This window comes from Winogradskyella sp. 3972H.M.0a.05 (assembly GCF_040493455.1).
Classification (GTDB): domain Bacteria; phylum Bacteroidota; class Bacteroidia; order Flavobacteriales; family Flavobacteriaceae; genus Microcosmobacter.
The window spans coordinates 425,856-445,714 of sequence record NZ_JANFDA010000001.1 but is presented as its reverse complement, the minus strand read 5'-3'; the positions used below and the strand labels follow the sequence as shown (position 1 = coordinate 445,714).

Below are 19,859 nucleotides of genomic sequence, written 5' to 3'. Positions count from 1 at the left end.
GTTTTAACAAAACTAGTCTTTAATCAACCCCATACTTTGCCATGTTTATGAATAAAAAGAGCAATGAAATCAAATAATAGCTAAGAAATCAGACCTTAAGTGTAAGAATAATTATGTTATATGTAGTTTTTTTCCTACTATTGCGCAAGATTTACTATTATCATCAATACTTTCGTCTAATTACAGTTAAAAATTGTTAAAAATCCTTAAAAAATTGTCATATTTGTAAATCTAATTAATCACTATTCTTTAAGTAGATTTTAAAGAACTATTAAAATACATATTCTATGAAAAAAATTACCCTCACGGTTATTTTGCTTGGTTTATTATGTATGCCCTTTAATTCGCATGCTCAAAAACCGACCCTGCAAAATCAATCTTTGCAATCACCAAGTGGTGATATTAGGTGTGCTTCAGATGCATACAATGCAATGATGCTATCTGAAAACCCTCGAATGATGGGAAGTGATGATTTTGAAACTGAAATCAATATAAAGATTCAGGAAATCCTTAACAGCCCTAACAGAGGTGGTGGCCCTATTCGTTTACCTGTTGTTGTACACGTAGTACACAATGGTGAAGGTGTTGGTGTAGGAAGTAACATCTCTGACTTACAAGTACTATCTCAAATCGATGTGCTTAACGAAGATTACAGAAAAATTCCTGGTTCTAGGGGATTTGGTGCTGGTGTAGATACCAACATCGAATTTTTCTTAGCTAAGGAAGATCCTTACTGTAACCCAACTACTGGTATTGTTAGATACTTAAGAAGTTCATTACCTAATGGAGGTGCAGATATCGATGGGGATATAAAGCCTAAAACGATTTGGGATCCTTCAAGATACCTTAATATGTGGGTTGTCCAATTAGGTGGTGGTCTATTAGGATATGCTACGTTCCCTGGTGGCGACCCTAATGTAGATGGTGTTGTTATGGGTTACCAATATTTTGGATCCAATGACGCTCCTGGTGTTAACCTTGGAGGTGCTTACAACTTGGGAAGAACTACTACTCACGAAGTTGGTCACTATTTAGGATTATTCCACACATTCCAAGGGTGTGGTGCTCCTGGAGATAGTGTAAATGATACTCCTCCTCAAGCACAACCAAACTATGGGTGTCCTGCAGTTCCGCCAGATACTTGCCCTGGAGGTGACGATGATCTTATAGAGAACTACATGGATTACTCTGACGATGTATGTATGGATATGTTTACTGCTGGACAAAATGTAAGAATGCAGGCCGTTTTAGCTGGACCTAGATCTTCATTAGCGAACTCTACAGTTCCAGATACAGATTTACCTCAAATGGCTGATGATGGAAGTGTGCATATTTGGTGTATAGAAGGCGGTGGATGCGATGGTGTCACTGCTACAGTTCGTGTTGGTAACTTTGGAACTTCTAATTTAACTAGTGCTACTATCAACTATAACGTTAATGGTGGGGCCAATGAAGTGCTTAATTGGACTGGTAATTTAGCGCCAGGTCAATCAGAATTAGTTGATATCGCTGGTATTTCTGGAACAGGTGGTAATGATACGCTTAACGTTAGTATTGTGATTGCTAATTCAGATATGAGAGCTTGTAATAATTCTGACTCTGATACATTTGTTGGTGGAAGTGCTAATAGCTTTGGTACTACTCAAGTACATCTTGAATTAATCACAGACGATTTCTCTAACGAAACAACATGGGAGTTTAGAGATGAAAATAATACACTTATAGCTTCTGGTGGACCTTATAATGGAACAACAGATGATAACACTACTTTCAATGAATCTTTTGATGTAGTTGCAAATATGTGTTACGCATTTACAATCTTTGATGCATATGGAGATGGTATCTGCTGCGGTTTTGGTAATGGTTCTTACCAACTAACTACAGATGACGATACTGTTATTGCTAGTGGAGGTAACTTTGGTTCTTCTGAGACGACAGTAATCGCGGTTGATGCGCTTAGTGTAGATGAATTTTTCCTTAACGACAATGTGTCAATTTTCCCTAACCCTGTAAATTCTGAGCTTAATATCAAACTAGGTAATGCTAATAACTTACCTGATAGCTTTGAGGTTTACAATGTTTTAGGTCAATCAGTGCTTCAAAAGTCTATCGCTGGAGATGCAGATCTTTCTGTAAATACTTCTGGCTTTAGTAATGGCGTTTACTTTATCAAAATTGCTAAAGGAGATGCGTCTTTAACACTGAGATTTATTAAGAGATAACATACAAGTCTTAATTTATATAGAAGAGGGCTGAAATTTCAGCCCTCTTTTTTATTTTTACCAAAAAAAGTTTGGATCATAGCAATACAAACAATCCTAACCAAACTAAAGGTTCTGTAGTCACTATAGGAACGTTTGATGGCGTACACATAGGCCATCAAAAAATTTTAGAACAACTTTTACATGTCGCTAATCAAAGACATTTAGAGCCTAAGGTTTTGACATTCTTTCCACATCCAAGAATGGTAATTCAGCCCGATTTCAAAATAGAATTGCTTACTACTATAGAAGAGAAAAGAGATATCTTAAGTGACCTTGGAATCAATGCGTTTGTTATTAAACCTTTTACAAAGGAATTTGCCAATCTTTCTGCTGAAGCCTATGTAAAAACCGTGTTGGTCGATGAGCTTAATGCAAAGCACATTATTATAGGATACGACCATCGTTTTGGAAAAAACAGAAGCGCAGATATTAATGACTTAAGAAATTTTGGTCAACAGTATGGCTTTTCTGTAGATGAAATCCCAGCACAGGATATCAAAGATATTGCAGTAAGTTCAACTAAAATAAGACAGGCTTTATCACAAGGTGAACTGAGTTTAGCAAATTCTTACCTTGGATATCATTATTTCATAAACGGAATCATCATAAAAGGCAAGGGTTTGGGGAAAACTATAGATTTCCCAACAGCAAATATATATGTCGATAAAACATACAAACTAATTCCTAAGCAAGGTGTATATGCTGTACAATCAATAATTGATAGTAAACGGGTTTTTGGTATGATGAATATTGGTACCAACCCTACAGTAGATGGATCTAAAGAATCTATTGAAGTTCACTTTTTTAATTTCGATCAGGATATTTACGGAAAAACTTTAAAGGTTGAATTTTTGCATCGACTAAGAGATGAAAAAAAGTTTGAATCCGTTGAAGCTTTAAAAGAACAACTCGGAAGAGATAAAGCAAATGCTTTGAGTCTAATTGAAAAATCATTTTCGTGAACAACTTTCTATTCAGACATATAGACAATGCGCCATTAATCGTTTTTAGGATTATTTTCGGTCTTCTTTGTTTTTTAGAATCCTTTGGCGCCATTGCAACTGGGTGGGTAAAACGCACCATGATAGAACCAGAATTCACATTCAACTTTATTGGTTTCGATTGGCTTCAACCTCTTCCTGGTAATTGGATGTATTTGTACTACGCCATTATGGGTGTGTTTGGTTTCTTTATAATGATTGGCTATAAGTATCGCGCTAGCACTTTAGGCTTTACCATTATGTGGGTATTAACCTACTTAATGCAAAAGTCCTCATACAATAATCACTATTACTTATTGATTTTCCTAAGTGCAATCATGGTGATACAACCAGCACATCGTTACTATTCTGTAGATGCAAAACAAAACCCAAGTATCAAGAGTATTTCGATGCCCTATTGGTGCAGTTTCCTGTTTATTCTACAGATGTTCATTGTATATACCTACGGTGCAATTGCGAAGATATATCCAGACTGGTTAGACACTAGTGTCATGGAACTCTTAATGAAAGGCAAGCAACATTATTTTATCGTTGGTGATTTTTTACAGAACAAAGTGGTTCACTATTTTCTTGCCTATGGAGGTATTTTGTTTGATGGTCTTGTTATCCCATTATTGCTGTGGAAACCTACAAGAAAATTAGCCTTTTATGCTTCTATTTTCTTTCACTTGTTTAACTCTTTTATTTTTCAAGTTGGCATATTCCCATATATGTCGCTGGCATTTACACTATTCTTTTTTGAGCCAAAAACGATTCGCAATATTTTTCTAAAGCGAAAGCCATTATATGAACCCAGTGAAAAGGTGTTTTCAAAACCTAAACCTATTTGGGTTGGCTTTTTTGTGGTGTACTTCATCATTCAATTGGTATTGCCAATACGCCATCATTTTATCCAAGACAATGTGCTTTGGACAGAAGAAGGTCATCGCATGTCGTGGCGCATGATGCTGCGCACAAAACACGCTTCTGCTATATATAAAGTTGTAGACAAAGCAACAGGTGAAGAAACCATTGTAAAACTCAACGATTATCTTACCAAAAAACAACAACGTGGTGCTTCTAGCAAACCAGACTTTATTTGGCAATTTGCTCAAAGACTGAAGAGAGAATATGCAGAAGAAGGAAAAGATATTCAGGTTTTTGTTACTGCTTATTTGAGCGTTAATGGCAAGCCCAGAAAACAACTAATTGACCCTAAAGTAGATCTCGCTTCTGCAGAATGGAGTGCTTTTAAGCATTCCGATTGGATATTACCATCTAAATAGCTCCTCTTTTGTTTTCTACCTTTTGAAAACTTATTACTTTTGTTGCCTTAAGTTGAGAATAGGTTATGTTACAAGTTTCATACATAAGAGAAAATAAAGAACATGTTATCGCTAGTTTAACTAAGCGAAATATTGATGCTTCAGAAATGGTTAATGATGTGTTGAATTTTGATGAAGAGCGCAGAGCCCTTCAAACAAAATTAGACACTTTAAAAGCTGAATCTAATACCCTTTCAAAAGAGATTGGTATGCTTTTCAAGTCTGGAGAAGCTCAAAAAGCAAATATTCTTAAGGAGAAAACTTCTCAACTTAAAGAGTCGACAAGAGACTTGGAATCTGAATTAAACGAAAAAGCAGATGCATTAAACGAACTGCTTTATAAGATTCCGAATGTACCTAATGACCTTGTTCCTCTCGGAAATTCTGATGAAGATAACGAAGAAGTATTTAGAGAAGGTGATGTGCCAACATTACCTGAAGGTGCGTTGCCGCATTGGGAACTTGCAAAAAAACACGACATTATTGATTTCGAATTAGGAAACAAAATTACTGGCGCAGGTTTTCCTGTTTATAAAGGAAAAGGCGCCAGACTTCAACGTGCTTTAATTGCTTATTTCCTCGATAAGAATACAGAAGCAGGATACACTGAGTATCAATTACCTCATCTTGTTAATGAGGCTTCAGGATTTGGTACTGGTCAATTGCCAGACAAAGAAGGGCAAATGTACCATGTCACTGGCGATAATTTGTATTTAATTCCTACTGCTGAAGTTCCAGGAACCAACTTATTTAGAGGCGACCTGGTTAATAAAAATGATTTACCTCTGGCTATAACTGGCTACACACCTTGTTTTAGGAGAGAAGCTGGTAGTTATGGTGCGCATGTAAGAGGACTTAATCGTTTACACCAATTTGATAAGGTCGAAATTATCCGAGTTGAACATCCTGAGCGTTCTTATGTTGCTCTAGATGAAATGGTGGATCATGTTAAAGATATTTTGAGGGAATTAAAATTACCGTACAGAATCTTACGTCTTTGTGGAGGTGATCTTACTTTTGCATCTGCATTGACTTATGATTTTGAAGTATATTCTACTGCACAAGAGCGTTGGTTAGAGATTTCTTCTATTTCTAATTTTGAAACTTTTCAAGCTAATCGCTTGAAACTCCGTTTCAAAAACGACGATGGCAAAAATCAATTAGCACATACACTAAATGGTAGTTCACTAGCCTTACCTAGAGTTTTAGCTGGTATCTTAGAAAACTACCAAACTCCAGATGGGATTAAAATTCCTGAAGCCTTAGTGCCATATACAGGGTTTGATTTTATAAAGTAGTCCGATTCTTACTAAGAATCGTTTAAGTGTTAAAAAAATACGTTTTTAAACGATTTTCTTTAAGATTTCTATGTTATTCTGCCTTTTTTTAAGAAGTTAGAGCTCCCAAACTATAACAACCAAAATTTAACCTACTTATGAAAAATGTAAAACGTCTTCTATTGCTAGCGTCTCTAGCAATTATGGTAAGCAAGATTTTATTTTAGGGTTTCATATAGTAGTATATACTTTTAATACAATAGTAGAAGCTGCCATGTTAGAATAATTGAATCATTGAAAGAAATATGATTAATAGCACATTTATTTTGAATGGTACTAATGCCCGAGTTAACGCTTGGGCATTTTTTATAAAAACATTCACACTAAGTCAACTTTAATTCTATAAATTAGCTTTATGCGAAAGTTAATTCTCATAGCGGTTTTATGTATAAGTCAACTGGTAAGTTCTCAGAACGATATTATTGCAGATGACTACTTTAAGCGTGGAGAATTTGAGAAAGCTCTGATATCTTATCAAAGATTATATGATGAAAAGCCAGGAGGCACTAAATACCTCTACAAGATTATCAGTACCCTTCAACAGCTAGAGCGATTTGATGAAGCAGAACAACTAATGCTTCAAAAATTAACCAAGAGCAATAGCCCAATGCTTATTGTAGAGCTTGGCTATAATTATCAACTAAAAGATAGTTTGGATTTGGCTAAGACTAAGTATGATGAGGCCATGACTTACTTAGACGAGCGTCCTTATTATGTGTATAGCCTAGCACGGAAATTTGAAGAGCATTCATTGCTCGATTATGCTATAAAGGTTTACGAAAAAGGCATGGTGCTCCAACCAGAGAAGAATTACAACATTCAGCTTGCCAGGATTTATGCGGATCAAGGGGATGTGCCAAAAATGTTTACTAACTATATCGATTATCTCGAAGATAAGCCTACGTTTATCAGTAATGCTAAGCGCGCTATCTCTGGGTTTATTTCAGAAAATAGTAGTAATGAAAATAATGCCACGCTTCGGAAACTTCTTTTGAAAAAGCTTCAGGCTAGTCCTGAGGCTCATTGGTACGAGCTCCTTAGTTGGCTATACGTTCAGGAAAAAGCATATAACAAATCCTTTACTCAAGAAAAGGCACTATATCGGAGAAACCCTGAAAGCTTAGATCGCATTATCGATTTAGGAATTGCCGCCTTAGATGATAAGCAATACGATGTAACCAAAGATGTTTTCAACTATATTTTGGAAACTTCTCAAGATGTTCCTACACTATTGCTTGCGCATCAATACCTTTTGGATATTGATACTGAACTAGGCACTCAAGAAGAGTATCCGCAGATCAATGATAAGTATCTGGAGCTCTTCAATATCTACGGTAAGTTTGAACCAACATTACCGCTACAAATTTCCTACGGTAATTTTCTTGCGTTTTATGTGAACAAACCGAAGGAAGGTAGCAACTTTTTAAAGCAAAGTCTAAAACTTACGCTTTCACCATTTCAAGAAGCATCAGTAAAACTAAAAATTGCGGATATTTTAGTGTTTCAAGAGAAATTCAATGAGGCATTGATTTACTATTCACAAATTCAAGCTAATCTAAAAAATAGTACCATTGCTCAAGAAGCTAGATTCAAAGTCGCTAAAACCAGTTACTATAAAGGTGATTTCGAATGGGCAGAATCGCAACTTAAAATACTTAAGTCGTCCACCTCGCAGCTCATTGCAAATGATGCTTTGGATTTAAAGCTTTTAATTTCTGATAATAAGTACGAAGACTCAACGCAAACTGCCTTAAAAATTTATGCTAAGGCAGATCTTATGGCGTACCAGAACAATACTAGTAAAGCCATTGAGTTGCTTGAAAAAATTCTTGTAGAGCATAAAGGCGAAAGTATTATAGATCAGGCTTTGTTTAAACAAGCTCAACTCTACGAAAAGAAAAAGCAGTATCGTAAGGCTGAAGTTAACTATCAAAAAATTATAGCAGATTACAGAGAAGATATTCTTGCTGATGATGCTTATTTTCATTTAGCCGAATTGTACAACTATCATCTTGCTGAGCCCGAAAAAGCTAAACCGCTATACGAAAAAGTCTTATTCGAACACGAAGATAGTATCTACTTTATTGAAGCCCGAAAGAAGTTTAGAATGCTTAGAGGCGACGCCATTAACTAGTGCTTTTTATAGGCTTTTCTGATACTGATTTCCTTATCTTTGCCCTTTAATTAAGATAGTATTTAATCTATGATCATATATAATGTTACCATAAATGTCGATGATAGTGTGCACGATGAGTGGTTAAACTGGATAAAACTTCATATTCCACAAGTTCTAGCTACCGGAAAGTTTTTGGAAGCCAAGCTAACTAAGGTTTTGGTTGAAGAAGAACTTGGAGGTACTACGTATTCAGTTCAATACAGAGCAAAGTCAAGAACTGCATTAGATGAGTATTATAGAGATCATGCTGCTCGTTTGCGACAAGATGGGATGAAACGCTTTGCTGATAAAATAGTTGCTTTTAGAACAGAATTGGAAGTCGTCGATGAGTATGCGGTGACCTTCAATTAAAATTCTAATGAGATGAAATACATCATTTGGATTCTCTTTATTGCCACAATAGGCTCAATCATAACTGGTTTTGTTATCGATGCTGAATATTCTCAAAAACTAATTGGATTTGGTACTATTGGCTTATTTTTCATCGTCTTTCCTCTATTTTCTTACTATCGCTGGAAAGACAAGAAACTAAAAGACTACATGCTTACCCAAGAAAATCTCGATAAAATGCGCGAAAATCAAAAGCGAAACAAGTACTAACTCATTATCTTTCAAATAAAAACAATTAATTAACAATCGGTACTTGTATAAGTTGTACCTTTGCTACTTTAATTTATTATCTATTTATAATGACTGGAACAGTTAAATTTTTTAATGACTCCAAGGGATTCGGATTCATTACCAACCAAGACACTGGCAAGGACATTTTTGTTCATGTCTCTAACCTTAACGGTTTAGAAATTAAAGATGGCGACCAAGTAGAGTATGAAGAAGCTGAAGGAAGAAAAGGTATGGTTGCAGTAAATGTGAGTATTATCTAAGAGACAATATATCGTATTTTTGCTTTTGAGCGCCCAATAATTTGGGCGCTTTATTTTTTTATTAATTCTGAAAGTCGTTCGGTAACACTAATAACATCCTGCTTAGAATTATAACTATGCAGACAAAAACGCAAACGCTCTTTCCCTTTAGGAACCGTAGGTGATAGAATTGGTCGTACATCAAACCCGCTTTCTTGCAAATCTCTGGCAACCGACTTTACATTATCATTACCCGAAACAACACAGCAGTGTATTGCAGACTCACTCTCTATAAATCTGTCACTGAGTTCTAATCGTTCAAGTTCAGCCTTAAAAAGCGTTATGTTATCCTTCAACACTTCTCTTTCTTTTGAATCTTCAAGCGATTTATAAGCATACTTTATTGTTGCTAAAGCATGTGGAGACAGCCCAGTTGTGTAAATAAATGGTCTCGAAAAATTTACCAGAAATTGTTTCAACTCATTACTTCCTAAAACTGCTGCGCCATGACATCCTAACGCCTTCCCAAAGGTGACGATTCGAGCAAAAACAGATGTTTCTATCCCCAAGTCTTGTAATAATCCTTCTCCATTATCGTTTAAAAGTCCAACAGCATGCGCCTCATCAACAACTAATCTCGCATTATAGTCTTTGCATAATGCCACTAAACGCAAAAGGTCTGGAGAGTCACCATCCATCGAAAACACAGACTCTGTGATAACATAAATATCCTTATCCTCTTGCTGAACTTTTTTTAGCAACTCTTCAAGAGTATTCAAGTCATTATGTTTGAACTTGTACGATTCTGCATTATTCATTCTTATACCATCTCTAATAGAAGCGTGGATATATTCATCATATAAGATGAAATCGCCTCGCTGTGGTACAGTACTAAAAAAGCCAATGTTTGCATCATAACCAGAGTTAAATATTAAAGCTGCTTCACTCTTATGAAACTTACAAAGCATGGTTTCGACCTCATCGTACAACTTATGATTTCCAGAAATCAATCTAGACCCTGTTGCGCCATTCTGAACCATGTCAATAGTCTTGAGATATTGATGTGCTTGATTGAATATAACTTCAGACTTTGAAAGCCCTAGATAATCATTGGAAGAGAAGTCTATCAAGCCATCTGAATGGCTTAATTGCCTTAAAGCATTATCTTCCTTGCGCTTATTTAGTTTGTCTTGAAGTTTCTTTGGTAACATCGTCATTTATTCTGTGTAAACTACTTCTCCTGTTGTTCTATACGCCTCTTTATCAACCCATCTGTGATTGCCTCGTTCTCTTGCGTCAAGAAGGTCAATATTAAGCTTTTCAGAAAAATAAAATCCTTGTTTTAAAGCCTCATCATAATCTTCTAGAGCAAACAGGTTTAATGTCTTGGTTCTTGTATGCCATAACCGAATCTCATAGCCATTCCCGGTTTGAAACACTGAAATATATTCTAATGCTTTTAATGCCTTCCATTTGCCTTTAAAAGAAATTGGCCCCAGAGAAGTTTGTCTCTGAATTTTAGATTCAGAGAAATTAAAATGGATTGATTTTAAAACAAAACTAGGTAAAACCATATACCTCATCACAATAAACCCTAAAGCAATAAGGTATACTGCTGATTCGGAAGAGCCTTCTTTTGTTGTTAAAAAGTAGTAACATACTGTAGAATATACGGCCAGTATAAACGCTGCAAAAGCTTTAAAAACTAACGATGTTTTAGGCTCTCTTACTGTAAATTCTATTTCAGTCATCAAACAAATATAGCTAATCAAGAGGAGGCATTAAGATTTATTTCTTCTTTTAGAATCCCACTTGCTCCATGTAAACAAAACAACAAATACGATAATCAAAAATCCAACCACCAATGAAGATCCAGAGAAGTCTATCGGGCCATTATGAGGAACCCTATGATTCTTCGTTAATATAAGTATCGTGCTTATCATAATAATGCCATTATTTGCTTATAAACCTCTTGAATGAATAAAGAACCAAAGGAATTGACACAAACATTATTAATACAGAAGCCCAACCTCTTCCTATTAATTCTTTAAGAATTGAGAATACAAAAACAATGATCATAGTCAAAGCCATCATTAAGAAAAACCTCTTTAATCCTTTTAAATTCTCCATACTTATTTGTCCATAAATTCAATTAAGTGTTACACCGTTCAGGCCGATGATGTTTTAATAGGATTTATTAGCATCAATATTATTAACTTAGAGCTATTGTTGAGTTTCATATGTCAGTTCCTGAAATAACATATAGCAGAGCATCTTCAAATGAAGAATTAGAGCAGATTCTAAAGATTCAGAAAAGGAATTTACCTCAGCATATTAGCCTTTCAGAAAAAGAACAAGAAGGCTATGTGACTGTTCACCATACGTTAGAGGCTTTGAAAAAAATGAATGATGCATGTCCCCATATTATTGCAAAACACAATGATGATGTCGTTGGCTATGCCTTATGTACGCTTACAGAATTTATAGAAGACGTTCCCATACTTAAGCCTCTATTTCGTCATCTGAAAATAGTTCTAAAATCAAAAAACCTAACCCACCTAAAATACCTCATTATGGGTCAAGTTTGTATCGATAAGGACTATAGAAGACTAGGTATTTTTAGAAGCTTGTACCAACACATGGCTTCGGAGTTAAAAGGTGAATTTGACGCTATAATCACTGAAGTCAACTCAAAAAATGTAAGATCTTCTGGTGCACATAAAGCTGTTGGGTTTCAACTCCTTGATATTCGCCATGCTAAAGGCGAGGACTGGGAGCAGATTATTTTGAAGCTTTAAGTCAATTTTGCACTATCTTTATGTACTATGTTTGGCTTAATCGATTGTAATAACTTTTATGCGTCTTGCGAACGGGTTTTTAATCCAAGTTTGCGTAATGTTCCTGTTGCAATTCTAAGTAATAATGATGGCTGTGTTATTTCGCGAAGCGATGAGGCTAAAGCTATAGGATTACCCATGGGCGCACCTATTTTTAAATGGGAAGGCTTCTGCAAGCTCAATAATATTAAAGTACTCTCTTCTAACTATCCTTTGTATGGCGACATGAGCAATCGTGTAATGACTATCTTAGAGCAGTTCACTCCAGATGTAGAAGTGTATAGCATAGATGAAGCGTTTGTACAATTCAAAGGGTTTGATGATTACGACTTTAATGATTATGGTAATCAAATAAGAAAGCGTATCCTAAAATGGACAGGCATACCTACCAGTGTTGGCATCGCTCCTACAAAAGCACTTAGTAAGGTTGCCAATAAAATTGCTCGAAAGTTTCCAGATTATACCAAAGGGGTTTATGTTATTAATTCTGAAGAAAGCCGAATAAAAGCATTAAAATGGATTCCTTTAGAGTCAGTTTGGGGAATAGGCAGAGGGCTTCAAAAAAGACTGAAAGCTAAAGGCTGCAAAACTGCTTACGACTTTACCTTATTGCCAGACGAATGGGTGCGTAAAACATTTTCTATTACGGAGTGGAAGTTAAAAAAAGACTTGGAAGGCATTCAAAAACTAGATTTGGATCAACGTGAAGTAAAGCGTGCTATAGCTACGACAAGAAGCTTTGATTACACCTATAATGACATAAACTATATTAAAGAACGTGTCTCAACATTTGCGTCTAGTTGTGCAGAAAAGCTCAGAAAACAGAAATCTAGTTGCCATATGATTATTGTTATGCTCAGTAGCGACAGCCACAAAAGGCAGCTTGAACAGCATAGAGCAAGCACGAGAGTTATTCTTCCGTATCCTACAGACTCTTCTTTAGTAATTAGTAAGCTCGCTGTAGATGCGGTCACTTCTATTCATAAAAAAGGTATACAATATAAGCGTGCAGGCGTTATCGTTACTGGTTTGGTTCCAACGGACAACCATCAGTTGGATATGTTTCATTTTGAAAACCCTAAGCACAAACCACTTATGTCTGCCATAGACAACATCAATAAAAAATATAAAGACTATAAAATTAAAATCGGTAGTCAAGATCTGGAGCGTACCTGGAAAATGCGTCAGGAACGTCTTTCGCCAAGATATACTACCAATATCAATGAAATTATTAAAGTAAAATAATGACCACTCAAAAACCCCTTAACTTAATGTTCTTCTCTCCAAAAGACTCCGAGAACCCTGGAGCACTTTTTGTAGATTCAGGAATTTCTGCTGGTTTCCCTTCTCCAGCCGATGATTTTAAAGAACAGCGTTTATCTCTCGATGATGAACTGATAAAAAATAAGGAAGCTACTTTTTTTGCTAGAGTTTCTGGCCAATCGATGATTGATGCTGGACTAGACGACAATGACCTTTTAGTCATAGATCGTAGTTTAGAGCCTGAACATAACAAAATCGCTGTTTGCTTTATTGATGGTGAGTTTACTGTAAAGCGATTGCGTGTAGAGAGTGATGGTGTATGGCTTCAGCCAGAAAACCCAAACTATAAACCCATTAAAGTTACTGAAGATAATGAGTTTATAATCTGGGGTATCGTGACCAATGTGATTAAAAAAGTTTAATCTATTTTTTTGTTGTCATTCTGAAAAGCATCGCGACTGAAGAATCTCTTACTTAATTAAAGATTCTTCGCTTCACATTAGTTCGCTCTGAATGACAATGTAGAATCCTATTCTACTTGTTTAGTATTATTAGTCCTATCTACATCTGCCATTAGCTGAGATGGGTCTATTTCAACAGACTTAACTGCTTTTTCTGTTTCTAAAGTATAGGTTGGATATGCCCATGCCCAATCTGACTTAAGCGTCGCAGTTGTAGGCTTCTCACCACGCATCATTCGTAATGGCATGTAAAAGTCTTCTGTACTTCCATCGGTATATGTTACTCGAACATCTATTGGCATTGGCATTAAGCCTTTTCGCTCTAACGTAACGTTATTCCCTTCAATTGAAGCTATAGCATAGTCTATTTTGTTAGTGGTTTGAGCAAAATCCATTAAATACCAATCTAATTCTAATCCTGAAACCTTTTCAGCAGTACGAATAACATCTAAAGGTGTGGGATGCTTAAATGCAAAATCGTTAAAATACTTTTTGATTGTTTTTTTAAGGTTCTCCTCACCAATAACATAACCCAATTGCGCCATAAAAACATTACCCTTGCTATATGCTGCTATACCATAGGCTTGATTAAATTGATAGCGATCTGCATGTGTTGTTAACGGCTGCTCATAAGGTGAATTAGCTAATGCTATATAGTTTCTATAAGCTCCTGCAAATGGATTTTCTTTGCCTTGATCCATAATCTTGTTCATACAAAGGTTGCTTACATATTCTGTAAAGCCCTCATCCATCCATTCGTGCTTAGCTTCATTTGTAGCTAATAAAAATTGAAACCAAGTGTGCGCAAACTCATGAACGGTAACACCAACCAAACTACCAAATTTGCGCTCTCCTGTGATTAAGGTGCACATGGCATATTCCATACCTCCATCACCTCCTTGAATTACGGAATATTGCTTATAAGGATATTGTCCAATGTTCTCATTAAAAAACGTTAGCATGGCTGCTGTTTTTGGCTGAAGGTTTTTCCAATTCTCTAAATATTCCTTGTCTAATGTCTCTTTATATAAGAAATGTAAGGTTACATCATTATCACCTTTATAGGTATCATGTATAAATTCTGGATCTGCAGCCCAGGTAAAATCATGAACATTAGGCGCTACGAAATGCCAAGTAAGCTTATCGCCTTTTGGTCTTTTTACCTCACCTGTTTCGTATCCATGACCTATTTCGTTCGGATTTTGTAAATATCCAGATCCTCCGACAACATAATCTTTATCTATAGTAAGCTTCACATCAAAATTACCCCAAACACCATGAAATTCTCTACCGATATATGGGTCTGCGTGCCAGCCTTCAAAGTCGTATTCAGCGAGTTTAGGATACCACTGAGTCATCGATAGTGCAACTCCTTCCTTGTTGTTTCTACCAGAACGTCTTATCTGCACTGGGACTTGCGCATCAAAATCCATATTGAATGTTACGCTCTCTCCTGGCTGTATTGGTTTAGCCAAGCTTACCTCAAGGACAGTTCCGACAGTTTCGTGAGTCACCGCTGCACCATTTTGAGTCAAAGAATTCACTTTAATATAACCTGTTTCATTGGGTTTAAGCTTGCTTATTCTGTCACCAACTCTAGAATCTGGGTCAGCAATGGTTCTTGACCTAACATCCATTTCGCTTCCAGGCTGAAATGCATTAAAGTAAAGATGATAATACACCCTATTAAGGACATCTGGAGAGTTGTTGGTATAAACTATCTCTTGTTTTCCTTTATATTGAAATGTATTGACATCCATATCAATTTCCATCTTGTAATCGACATGCTGTTGCCAATACCCAGAGTTTTCTGGTGCTTCTTCTGAAGGCTTATCATTTATCGTGTTAGCTGTAGCGGTTAATGACCCAAAAGACCACAAAACCGTTGCTAATCCGAAAGAAATTAAGGTCCTTTTCATAATTATTATTGATTACTTGCTAACTGCGATGCTCTAATTAAAGCATTATAGGCGTTAGCTATTTTTCCAGATGTAGACAATTGAGAAAATGGTCTTACATCATTGGCATCTCCACCAACAACTACTTTAGTGGTTAATGGTAAACCAGATTCTAAGATAGCTTGCTTTACTTGGGCAGCTGATAAACTTGGATACTGCGAACGAATTAATGCTGCAATTCCAGCAACTCCAGGAGCAGCCATTGAAGTTCCTCCTTTTGAGTCGTATTCGTTTTCTGGTGTAGTAGAATATACTGCAGAACCTGGCGCGAAGATGTCTACATTTTTATTTCCATAGTTTGAAAAACCAGACACTACATCACTTCCATACTTTGATGTTAATGATCCTACACGTATGTATGAATCTGATACCTCAACATAGTTTACATTGTCATCCGGGAAATTTGGCTCAGTGTCCACATCTTTACTATCATTTCCTGCAGCATGTACAAATACCACATCATTATCTGATGCATATTTAATCGCATCTCTCACCCATTGACTGTGTGGTGAGTAAGACTTCCCAAAACTACCATTGATTACTTTTGCACCATTATCTACCGCATATCGAATTGCTAAGGCTACATCTTTATCGTACTCATCGCCATTTGGCACAGCTCTAATAGACATAATCTGTACATTATTGGCAACACCGTTAGCACCTTTTCCATTGTTGCGTTCTGCGGCAATAATTCCAGCGACGTGAGTTCCGTGAGATTCACTTTTCTTAACAGGTTTTACATTACCATTTCCGTAACCAGTCTCAGATATGTTGTTGATATCATCACCTGTTTTTCTTCCATTGAAGTCTTTGTTTAAGTGGTAGTTCAACCTGTCTCCTATCTGCTCTAAAGCATCATCCAACTCTTTAACAAAATCTGATGCTGAATCGAACTTAAGACTATACACATACTTTATGATCGCAACAGATTGTTGTAAGCCTTGATCTTCTGTAGCAATAGCATTTACCTCTTCTTTTGTATAATCGGCTTTCTTTAAATGCCCAGACACTTTTTCATCAGCACCTTTAACTTGTTGTTTTAATTGCTCATACTGAGTTTTATAACCCATATATTTTTGATGTTCAGTGTCGTACTCTTTTTGCGCTTCGGCATAGCGGGGATCGTCTGCATTGCCACTAGCTAATAATCGAACAAATTCTAATTGTTCATCATAGCCATCTCCTAAAAAGTTCCAACCATGAATATCGTCTACATATCCATTCTTATCATCATCTATTCCATTATTTGGCTTTTCTTTTTTGTTGGTCCAAAGCACATCATCCAAATCTTCATGATCAATGTCAATTCCAGAATCAATAACAGCTACGATGACTGTCTTTCCTTTTTTTCCTTTAATAATTTCAGCATAAGCTTTATCGACACTCATTCCAGGAATTGTATCCGTTACTAAGTCTAAATGTCCCCAATTTTCCTTTTCTGCCTTAGTAAGTTCAGAAACCTTAAGCGGTGTAGTATCAATATTTTCTATTGGTGTAGAAATTAAAGGTGTACTACCACCACATGAGGCTAATAAAATACCAAATCCGGTTACTGCTAAAATTCGCTTTAAATCATTCATTTGTTTCAATCTTTAATTAAATATTTCATCACAGGCATATGTATCTTTTAATCTTACGCCCTTTTCTGTGTGTTTTACTGTTATAATCTCATTATGAGCATCATGCTCTAAAAATAAGTAGAAGTTCTCATCTGCTGCTTTATTTAAGAACTTTTCTTTTTCATCCAATGTCAATAACGGCCTTGTATCATAACCCATAACGTAAGGTATGGGTAAATGACCAGCCGTCGGCAATAGATCTGCCATAAAGCAGATGGTCTTTTCGTTATGCTTTATCATTGGTATCATTTGCTTGTCTGTATGACCATTTGCAAAAAAAATACCAAACCCTAATTCCGATTCATTCAATATATCATTTTCTGGAAGTGAGGTAAACTTTAAATGTCCACTTTCTTCCATGGGTAAAATGTTCTCTTTCAAGAAAGAAGCACGTTCTCTTCGGTTTGGTTCTGTAGCCCATTTCCAATGGTCTTCATTACTCCAAAAGTTTGCGTTTTTAAAGGCTGGTTGAAGTATTGTTCTGTCTGCATTCCATTCTACACTACCTCCACAATGGTCAAAATGAAGGTGAGTCATAAACACATCTGTAATATCATCTCTATGGAATCCATACTGCTTCAAGGATTTATCAATACTATGGTCTCCCCAGAGGTGGTAATAGCTATAAAACTTGTCACTTTGCTTATTACCCATTCCAGTATCGATCAATATCAATCTATTTCCATCTTCTAACAATAAACATCTTGCTGCGATATCGATCATGTTGTGAGAATCGGCAGGGTTTGTTCGTTGCCATAACGCTTTGGGTACAACACCAAACATGGCACCTCCATCTAGTTTAAAATTTCCTGCTTGAATGGGATATAATTGCATATGAGTTGCAAAATAAGAAATATGAACTATATGTTTATCACCCTTTACGTTTTATTAAGAAACTTGTTTTAGTTTATTAGTCTTTAAATTTTCTTATTTTCACTTCAAATTACATCTATGGTAGAATTAGCTGGTATTATTATTCTCGGAATCTTAGCACAATGGGTCGCTTGGCGGTTCAAAATTCCAGCTATATTACCCCTGATTCTCATTGGGTTATTTGTAGGGCCTATTGCTGCAGAGTTCATTAATGAAGATGGTTCTAAATGGATAGAACCTATATGGAATGGCAAAAAGGGATTATTCCCTGGCGAAGGTTTGTATTATTTTGTGTCTCTTGCTATAAGTATTATTTTATTTGAAGGTGGGCTTACCCTTAAACGGAGTGAAATACGAAATGTAGGGCCCGTAATTACAAAGCTTATTACTGTTGGTGCGGCGGTAACGTTCTTTGCCGCAGCAGTAGCTGCACATTTTTTATTCAATTTGAGCTGGGATCTTGCTTTCTTGTTCTCTGGTCTTATTATTGTTACTGGCCCAACGGTTATAACGCCTATCCTGAGAAATATACCTCTAAAAAGAGATGTCTCCACAGTGCTGAAATGGGAAGGTATCCTTATTGACCCAATAGGAGCTTTAGTCGCTGTACTTGTTTTCGAATTCATTAGTGTTGGTGGTGAAGCTGGCTTTACAAAGACTGCGCTCATTGAGTTTGGTAAAATTGTTCTATTCGGAACTACGTTCGGGTTTACATTTGCACATGCCTTGGTTTTTGTTATCAATAAAAAATTCATCCCGCACTACCTGCTAAATGTTGCTTCGCTTTCTGTAGTGCTTTTGGTGTTTGTGGAATCTGAAATATTTGCTCACGAATCCGGTCTTCTCGCGGTTGTAGTTATGGGAATGGTTATAGGAAATAGTAAGCTAGAAAACATTAAGGAGCTTCTTTATTTTAAAGAATCGCTTAGTGTGCTTCTCATCTCTATTCTTTTCATTCTGTTATCAGCAAATATCAACTATCAAGATATGTTATTGCTTTTCCGTTGGGAAACATTGTGGTTATTCTTGGTTGTAGTATTATTAATTAGGCCACTTGCTGTTTTTGTTAGCGCTCAAGGTTCTAAGATTAAAACCAATGAGAAACTGTTTATTAGCTGGGTGGGGCCGAGAGGTATTGTTGCCGCTGGTATTGCTTCACTATTTGGTGGAAAGCTTTTAAAGCAAGGAGTTGAAGGTGCTGAATATATTACACCTTTGGTTTTTATGATTGTACTGGGAACTGTTTTACTCAATGCAACAACAGCGAGATTATTTGCTAAAATAGCTGGCGTGTTTCTAACCAAGTCTGAAGGTATATTGATTGTTGGCGCTTCTAAAGTATCGCGAATCATTGCACAATACTTAATGGAGAACGACAGGCATGTGGTGTTGGTCGATAGCAATCAAAACAATATCAATAAAGCCAGTGATCTAGGTATTGAGGCTTATACTGAAAATATTTATTCTGAAACTTTGACTGATAATGTCGAGTTTAACGATATAGGATATTTACTGGCGCTTACAGGAAACACTGATATCAATAATTATGCAGTTGAAAAATTTGGCGCACAATTTGGCGAAAATGGATCCTTTAGATTAGTCTCTAAAGCTGAGCTTGCGGATGAAAGTAAAAGGCCTAAAGAAGGCTTATTTAGCCCAACAAATGATTATAACAGCCTGCTTGATGTTGTTGAAAAACATCCCGAAATAAAAGAAGTTTCTGTTCAGGATGAAGAGGAGTACCTCAAATACCTTTCTCAAATGAATGGTGAAAATGACAGAGTTCCTTTATTTATAAAAGACAACAAAGGGGAACTTCACATTATTCCTTCCATTAATGGCAATGTAGAATCCATTATTGATTCTAAGAGTAAGCTAGTATACCTGGGTGAATTATTACAATAAA

General features: G+C 36.1%; 17 protein-coding genes. 12 read left to right on the top strand and 5 right to left on the bottom strand.

Annotated features, from left to right (window positions below; translation table 11 throughout):
- The first annotated feature begins 287 nt into the window (after nt 1-287).
- The 8 genes from NCE97_RS01995 to NCE97_RS01960 all read left to right on the top strand — a co-directional run bounded on the left by NCE97_RS01995 (nt 288) and on the right by NCE97_RS01960 (nt 8,963).
- Complete coding sequence (locus NCE97_RS01995) at nt 288-2,222, top strand: M43 family zinc metalloprotease (RefSeq protein WP_353777195.1); 1,935 nt, start codon at nt 288-290, stop codon at nt 2,220-2,222.
- 71 nt (nt 2,223-2,293) lie between these two features.
- Entirely contained in the window at nt 2,294-3,226 is a 933-nt protein-coding gene (locus NCE97_RS01990) for a bifunctional riboflavin kinase/FAD synthetase (RefSeq protein ID WP_353777194.1), read from the top strand.
- Nucleotides 3,217-4,530 carry an HTTM domain-containing protein gene (locus tag NCE97_RS01985; RefSeq protein ID WP_353777478.1) on the top strand — a complete coding sequence of 438 codons (1,314 nt, stop codon included), beginning with the start codon at nt 3,217-3,219 and terminating at the stop codon, nt 4,528-4,530. The genes NCE97_RS01990 and NCE97_RS01985 overlap by 10 nt, the downstream gene beginning before the upstream one ends.
- A 65-nt stretch (nt 4,531-4,595) precedes the next feature.
- Nucleotides 4,596-5,867, top strand: coding sequence for a serine--tRNA ligase (serS, locus tag NCE97_RS01980; RefSeq protein WP_353777193.1), 1,272 nt, complete (start codon nt 4,596-4,598; stop codon nt 5,865-5,867).
- 394 nt (nt 5,868-6,261) lie between these two features.
- Nucleotides 6,262-8,040, top strand: a complete 1,779-nt coding sequence (locus NCE97_RS01975; RefSeq protein WP_353777192.1) for a tetratricopeptide repeat protein — start codon at nt 6,262-6,264, stop codon at nt 8,038-8,040.
- A 69-nt stretch (nt 8,041-8,109) separates the two neighbouring features.
- On the top strand, nt 8,110-8,433 hold the full coding sequence (locus tag NCE97_RS01970; protein ID WP_353777191.1) for a DUF4286 family protein: 324 nt from the start codon (nt 8,110-8,112) through the stop codon (nt 8,431-8,433).
- A gap of 12 nt (nt 8,434-8,445) precedes the next feature.
- Nucleotides 8,446-8,682: a hypothetical protein gene (locus NCE97_RS01965; protein ID WP_353777190.1), complete on the top strand. Its 237-nt coding sequence runs from the start codon at nt 8,446-8,448 to the stop codon at nt 8,680-8,682.
- An 89-nt stretch (nt 8,683-8,771) separates the two neighbouring features.
- Nucleotides 8,772-8,963, top strand: a complete 192-nt coding sequence (locus NCE97_RS01960) for a cold-shock protein (RefSeq protein ID WP_353777189.1) — start codon at nt 8,772-8,774, stop codon at nt 8,961-8,963.
- A gap of 50 nt (nt 8,964-9,013) precedes the next feature.
- On the opposite strand, the gene NCE97_RS01955 is transcribed toward NCE97_RS01960, so the two are convergent.
- Together NCE97_RS01955 and NCE97_RS01950 are read right to left on the bottom strand one after the other, a co-directional pair.
- Nucleotides 9,014-10,159, bottom strand: a complete 1,146-nt coding sequence (locus NCE97_RS01955) for an aminotransferase class I/II-fold pyridoxal phosphate-dependent enzyme (protein ID WP_353777188.1) — start codon at nt 10,157-10,159, stop codon at nt 9,014-9,016.
- Nucleotides 10,160-10,693: a hypothetical protein gene (locus NCE97_RS01950; protein ID WP_353777187.1), complete on the bottom strand. Its 534-nt coding sequence runs from the start codon at nt 10,691-10,693 to the stop codon at nt 10,160-10,162.
- Between the two features lie 489 nt (nt 10,694-11,182).
- On the opposite strand from NCE97_RS01950, the gene NCE97_RS01945 reads away from it, so the two are divergent.
- The 3 genes from NCE97_RS01945 to NCE97_RS01935 are packed head-to-tail and all read left to right on the top strand — an operon-like array spanning nt 11,183 to nt 13,464.
- The gene (locus NCE97_RS01945) at nt 11,183-11,740 is read left to right on the top strand and encodes a GNAT family N-acetyltransferase (RefSeq protein ID WP_353777186.1); all 558 of its coding nucleotides are present in this window, start codon (nt 11,183-11,185) and stop codon (nt 11,738-11,740) included.
- 27 nt (nt 11,741-11,767) lie between these two features.
- Nucleotides 11,768-13,024 carry a Y-family DNA polymerase gene (locus NCE97_RS01940; RefSeq protein WP_353777185.1) on the top strand — a complete coding sequence of 419 codons (1,257 nt, stop codon included), beginning with the start codon at nt 11,768-11,770 and terminating at the stop codon, nt 13,022-13,024.
- Nucleotides 13,024-13,464: a LexA family protein gene (locus tag NCE97_RS01935; protein WP_503065119.1), complete on the top strand. Its 441-nt coding sequence runs from the start codon at nt 13,024-13,026 to the stop codon at nt 13,462-13,464. Before NCE97_RS01940 ends, NCE97_RS01935 begins: the two co-directional genes overlap by 1 nt.
- 107 nt (nt 13,465-13,571) lie before the next feature.
- Here the strand turns inward: NCE97_RS01935 and NCE97_RS01930 are convergent, their stop codons facing one another.
- From NCE97_RS01930 to NCE97_RS01920, 3 genes are read right to left on the bottom strand one after another with little or no spacing between them, the layout of a single operon-like run.
- Nucleotides 13,572-15,422, bottom strand: coding sequence for a M1 family metallopeptidase (locus tag NCE97_RS01930; protein WP_353777184.1), 1,851 nt, complete (start codon nt 15,420-15,422; stop codon nt 13,572-13,574).
- A 5-nt stretch (nt 15,423-15,427) separates the two neighbouring features.
- Nucleotides 15,428-17,041, bottom strand: coding sequence for a S8 family peptidase (locus tag NCE97_RS01925; RefSeq protein WP_353777183.1), 1,614 nt, complete (start codon nt 17,039-17,041; stop codon nt 15,428-15,430).
- A 12-nt stretch (nt 17,042-17,053) separates the two neighbouring features.
- The gene (locus tag NCE97_RS01920; RefSeq protein ID WP_353777182.1) at nt 17,054-17,914 is read right to left on the bottom strand and encodes an MBL fold metallo-hydrolase; all 861 of its coding nucleotides are present in this window, start codon (nt 17,912-17,914) and stop codon (nt 17,054-17,056) included.
- A gap of 117 nt (nt 17,915-18,031) precedes the next feature.
- On the opposite strand from NCE97_RS01920, the gene NCE97_RS01915 reads away from it, so the two are divergent.
- Nucleotides 18,032-19,858: a cation:proton antiporter gene (locus tag NCE97_RS01915; RefSeq protein ID WP_353777181.1), complete on the top strand. Its 1,827-nt coding sequence runs from the start codon at nt 18,032-18,034 to the stop codon at nt 19,856-19,858.
- The last annotated feature ends 1 nt before the right edge of the window (nt 19,859 follow it).

Coding starts and splice junctions, on each gene's coding strand:
- NCE97_RS01995 (WP_353777195.1), top strand. CDS start 288: ATGAAAAAAATTACCCTCACGGTTATTTTGCTTGGTTTATTATGTATG.
- serS (WP_353777193.1), top strand. CDS start 4,596: ATGTTACAAGTTTCATACATAAGAGAAAATAAAGAACATGTTATCGCT.
- NCE97_RS01975 (WP_353777192.1), top strand. CDS start 6,262: ATGCGAAAGTTAATTCTCATAGCGGTTTTATGTATAAGTCAACTGGTA.
- NCE97_RS01970 (WP_353777191.1), top strand. CDS start 8,110: ATGATCATATATAATGTTACCATAAATGTCGATGATAGTGTGCACGAT.
- NCE97_RS01965 (WP_353777190.1), top strand. CDS start 8,446: ATGAAATACATCATTTGGATTCTCTTTATTGCCACAATAGGCTCAATC.
- NCE97_RS01960 (WP_353777189.1), top strand. CDS start 8,772: ATGACTGGAACAGTTAAATTTTTTAATGACTCCAAGGGATTCGGATTC.
- NCE97_RS01955 (WP_353777188.1), bottom strand. CDS start 10,159: ATGACGATGTTACCAAAGAAACTTCAAGACAAACTAAATAAGCGCAAG.
- NCE97_RS01950 (WP_353777187.1), bottom strand. CDS start 10,693: ATGACTGAAATAGAATTTACAGTAAGAGAGCCTAAAACATCGTTAGTT.
- NCE97_RS01945 (WP_353777186.1), top strand. CDS start 11,183: ATGTCAGTTCCTGAAATAACATATAGCAGAGCATCTTCAAATGAAGAA.
- NCE97_RS01940 (WP_353777185.1), top strand. CDS start 11,768: ATGTTTGGCTTAATCGATTGTAATAACTTTTATGCGTCTTGCGAACGG.
- NCE97_RS01935 (WP_503065119.1), top strand. CDS start 13,024: ATGACCACTCAAAAACCCCTTAACTTAATGTTCTTCTCTCCAAAAGAC.
- NCE97_RS01930 (WP_353777184.1), bottom strand. CDS start 15,422: ATGAAAAGGACCTTAATTTCTTTCGGATTAGCAACGGTTTTGTGGTCT.
- NCE97_RS01925 (WP_353777183.1), bottom strand. CDS start 17,041: ATGAATGATTTAAAGCGAATTTTAGCAGTAACCGGATTTGGTATTTTA.
- NCE97_RS01920 (WP_353777182.1), bottom strand. CDS start 17,914: ATGCAATTATATCCCATTCAAGCAGGAAATTTTAAACTAGATGGAGGT.
- NCE97_RS01915 (WP_353777181.1), top strand. CDS start 18,032: ATGGTAGAATTAGCTGGTATTATTATTCTCGGAATCTTAGCACAATGG.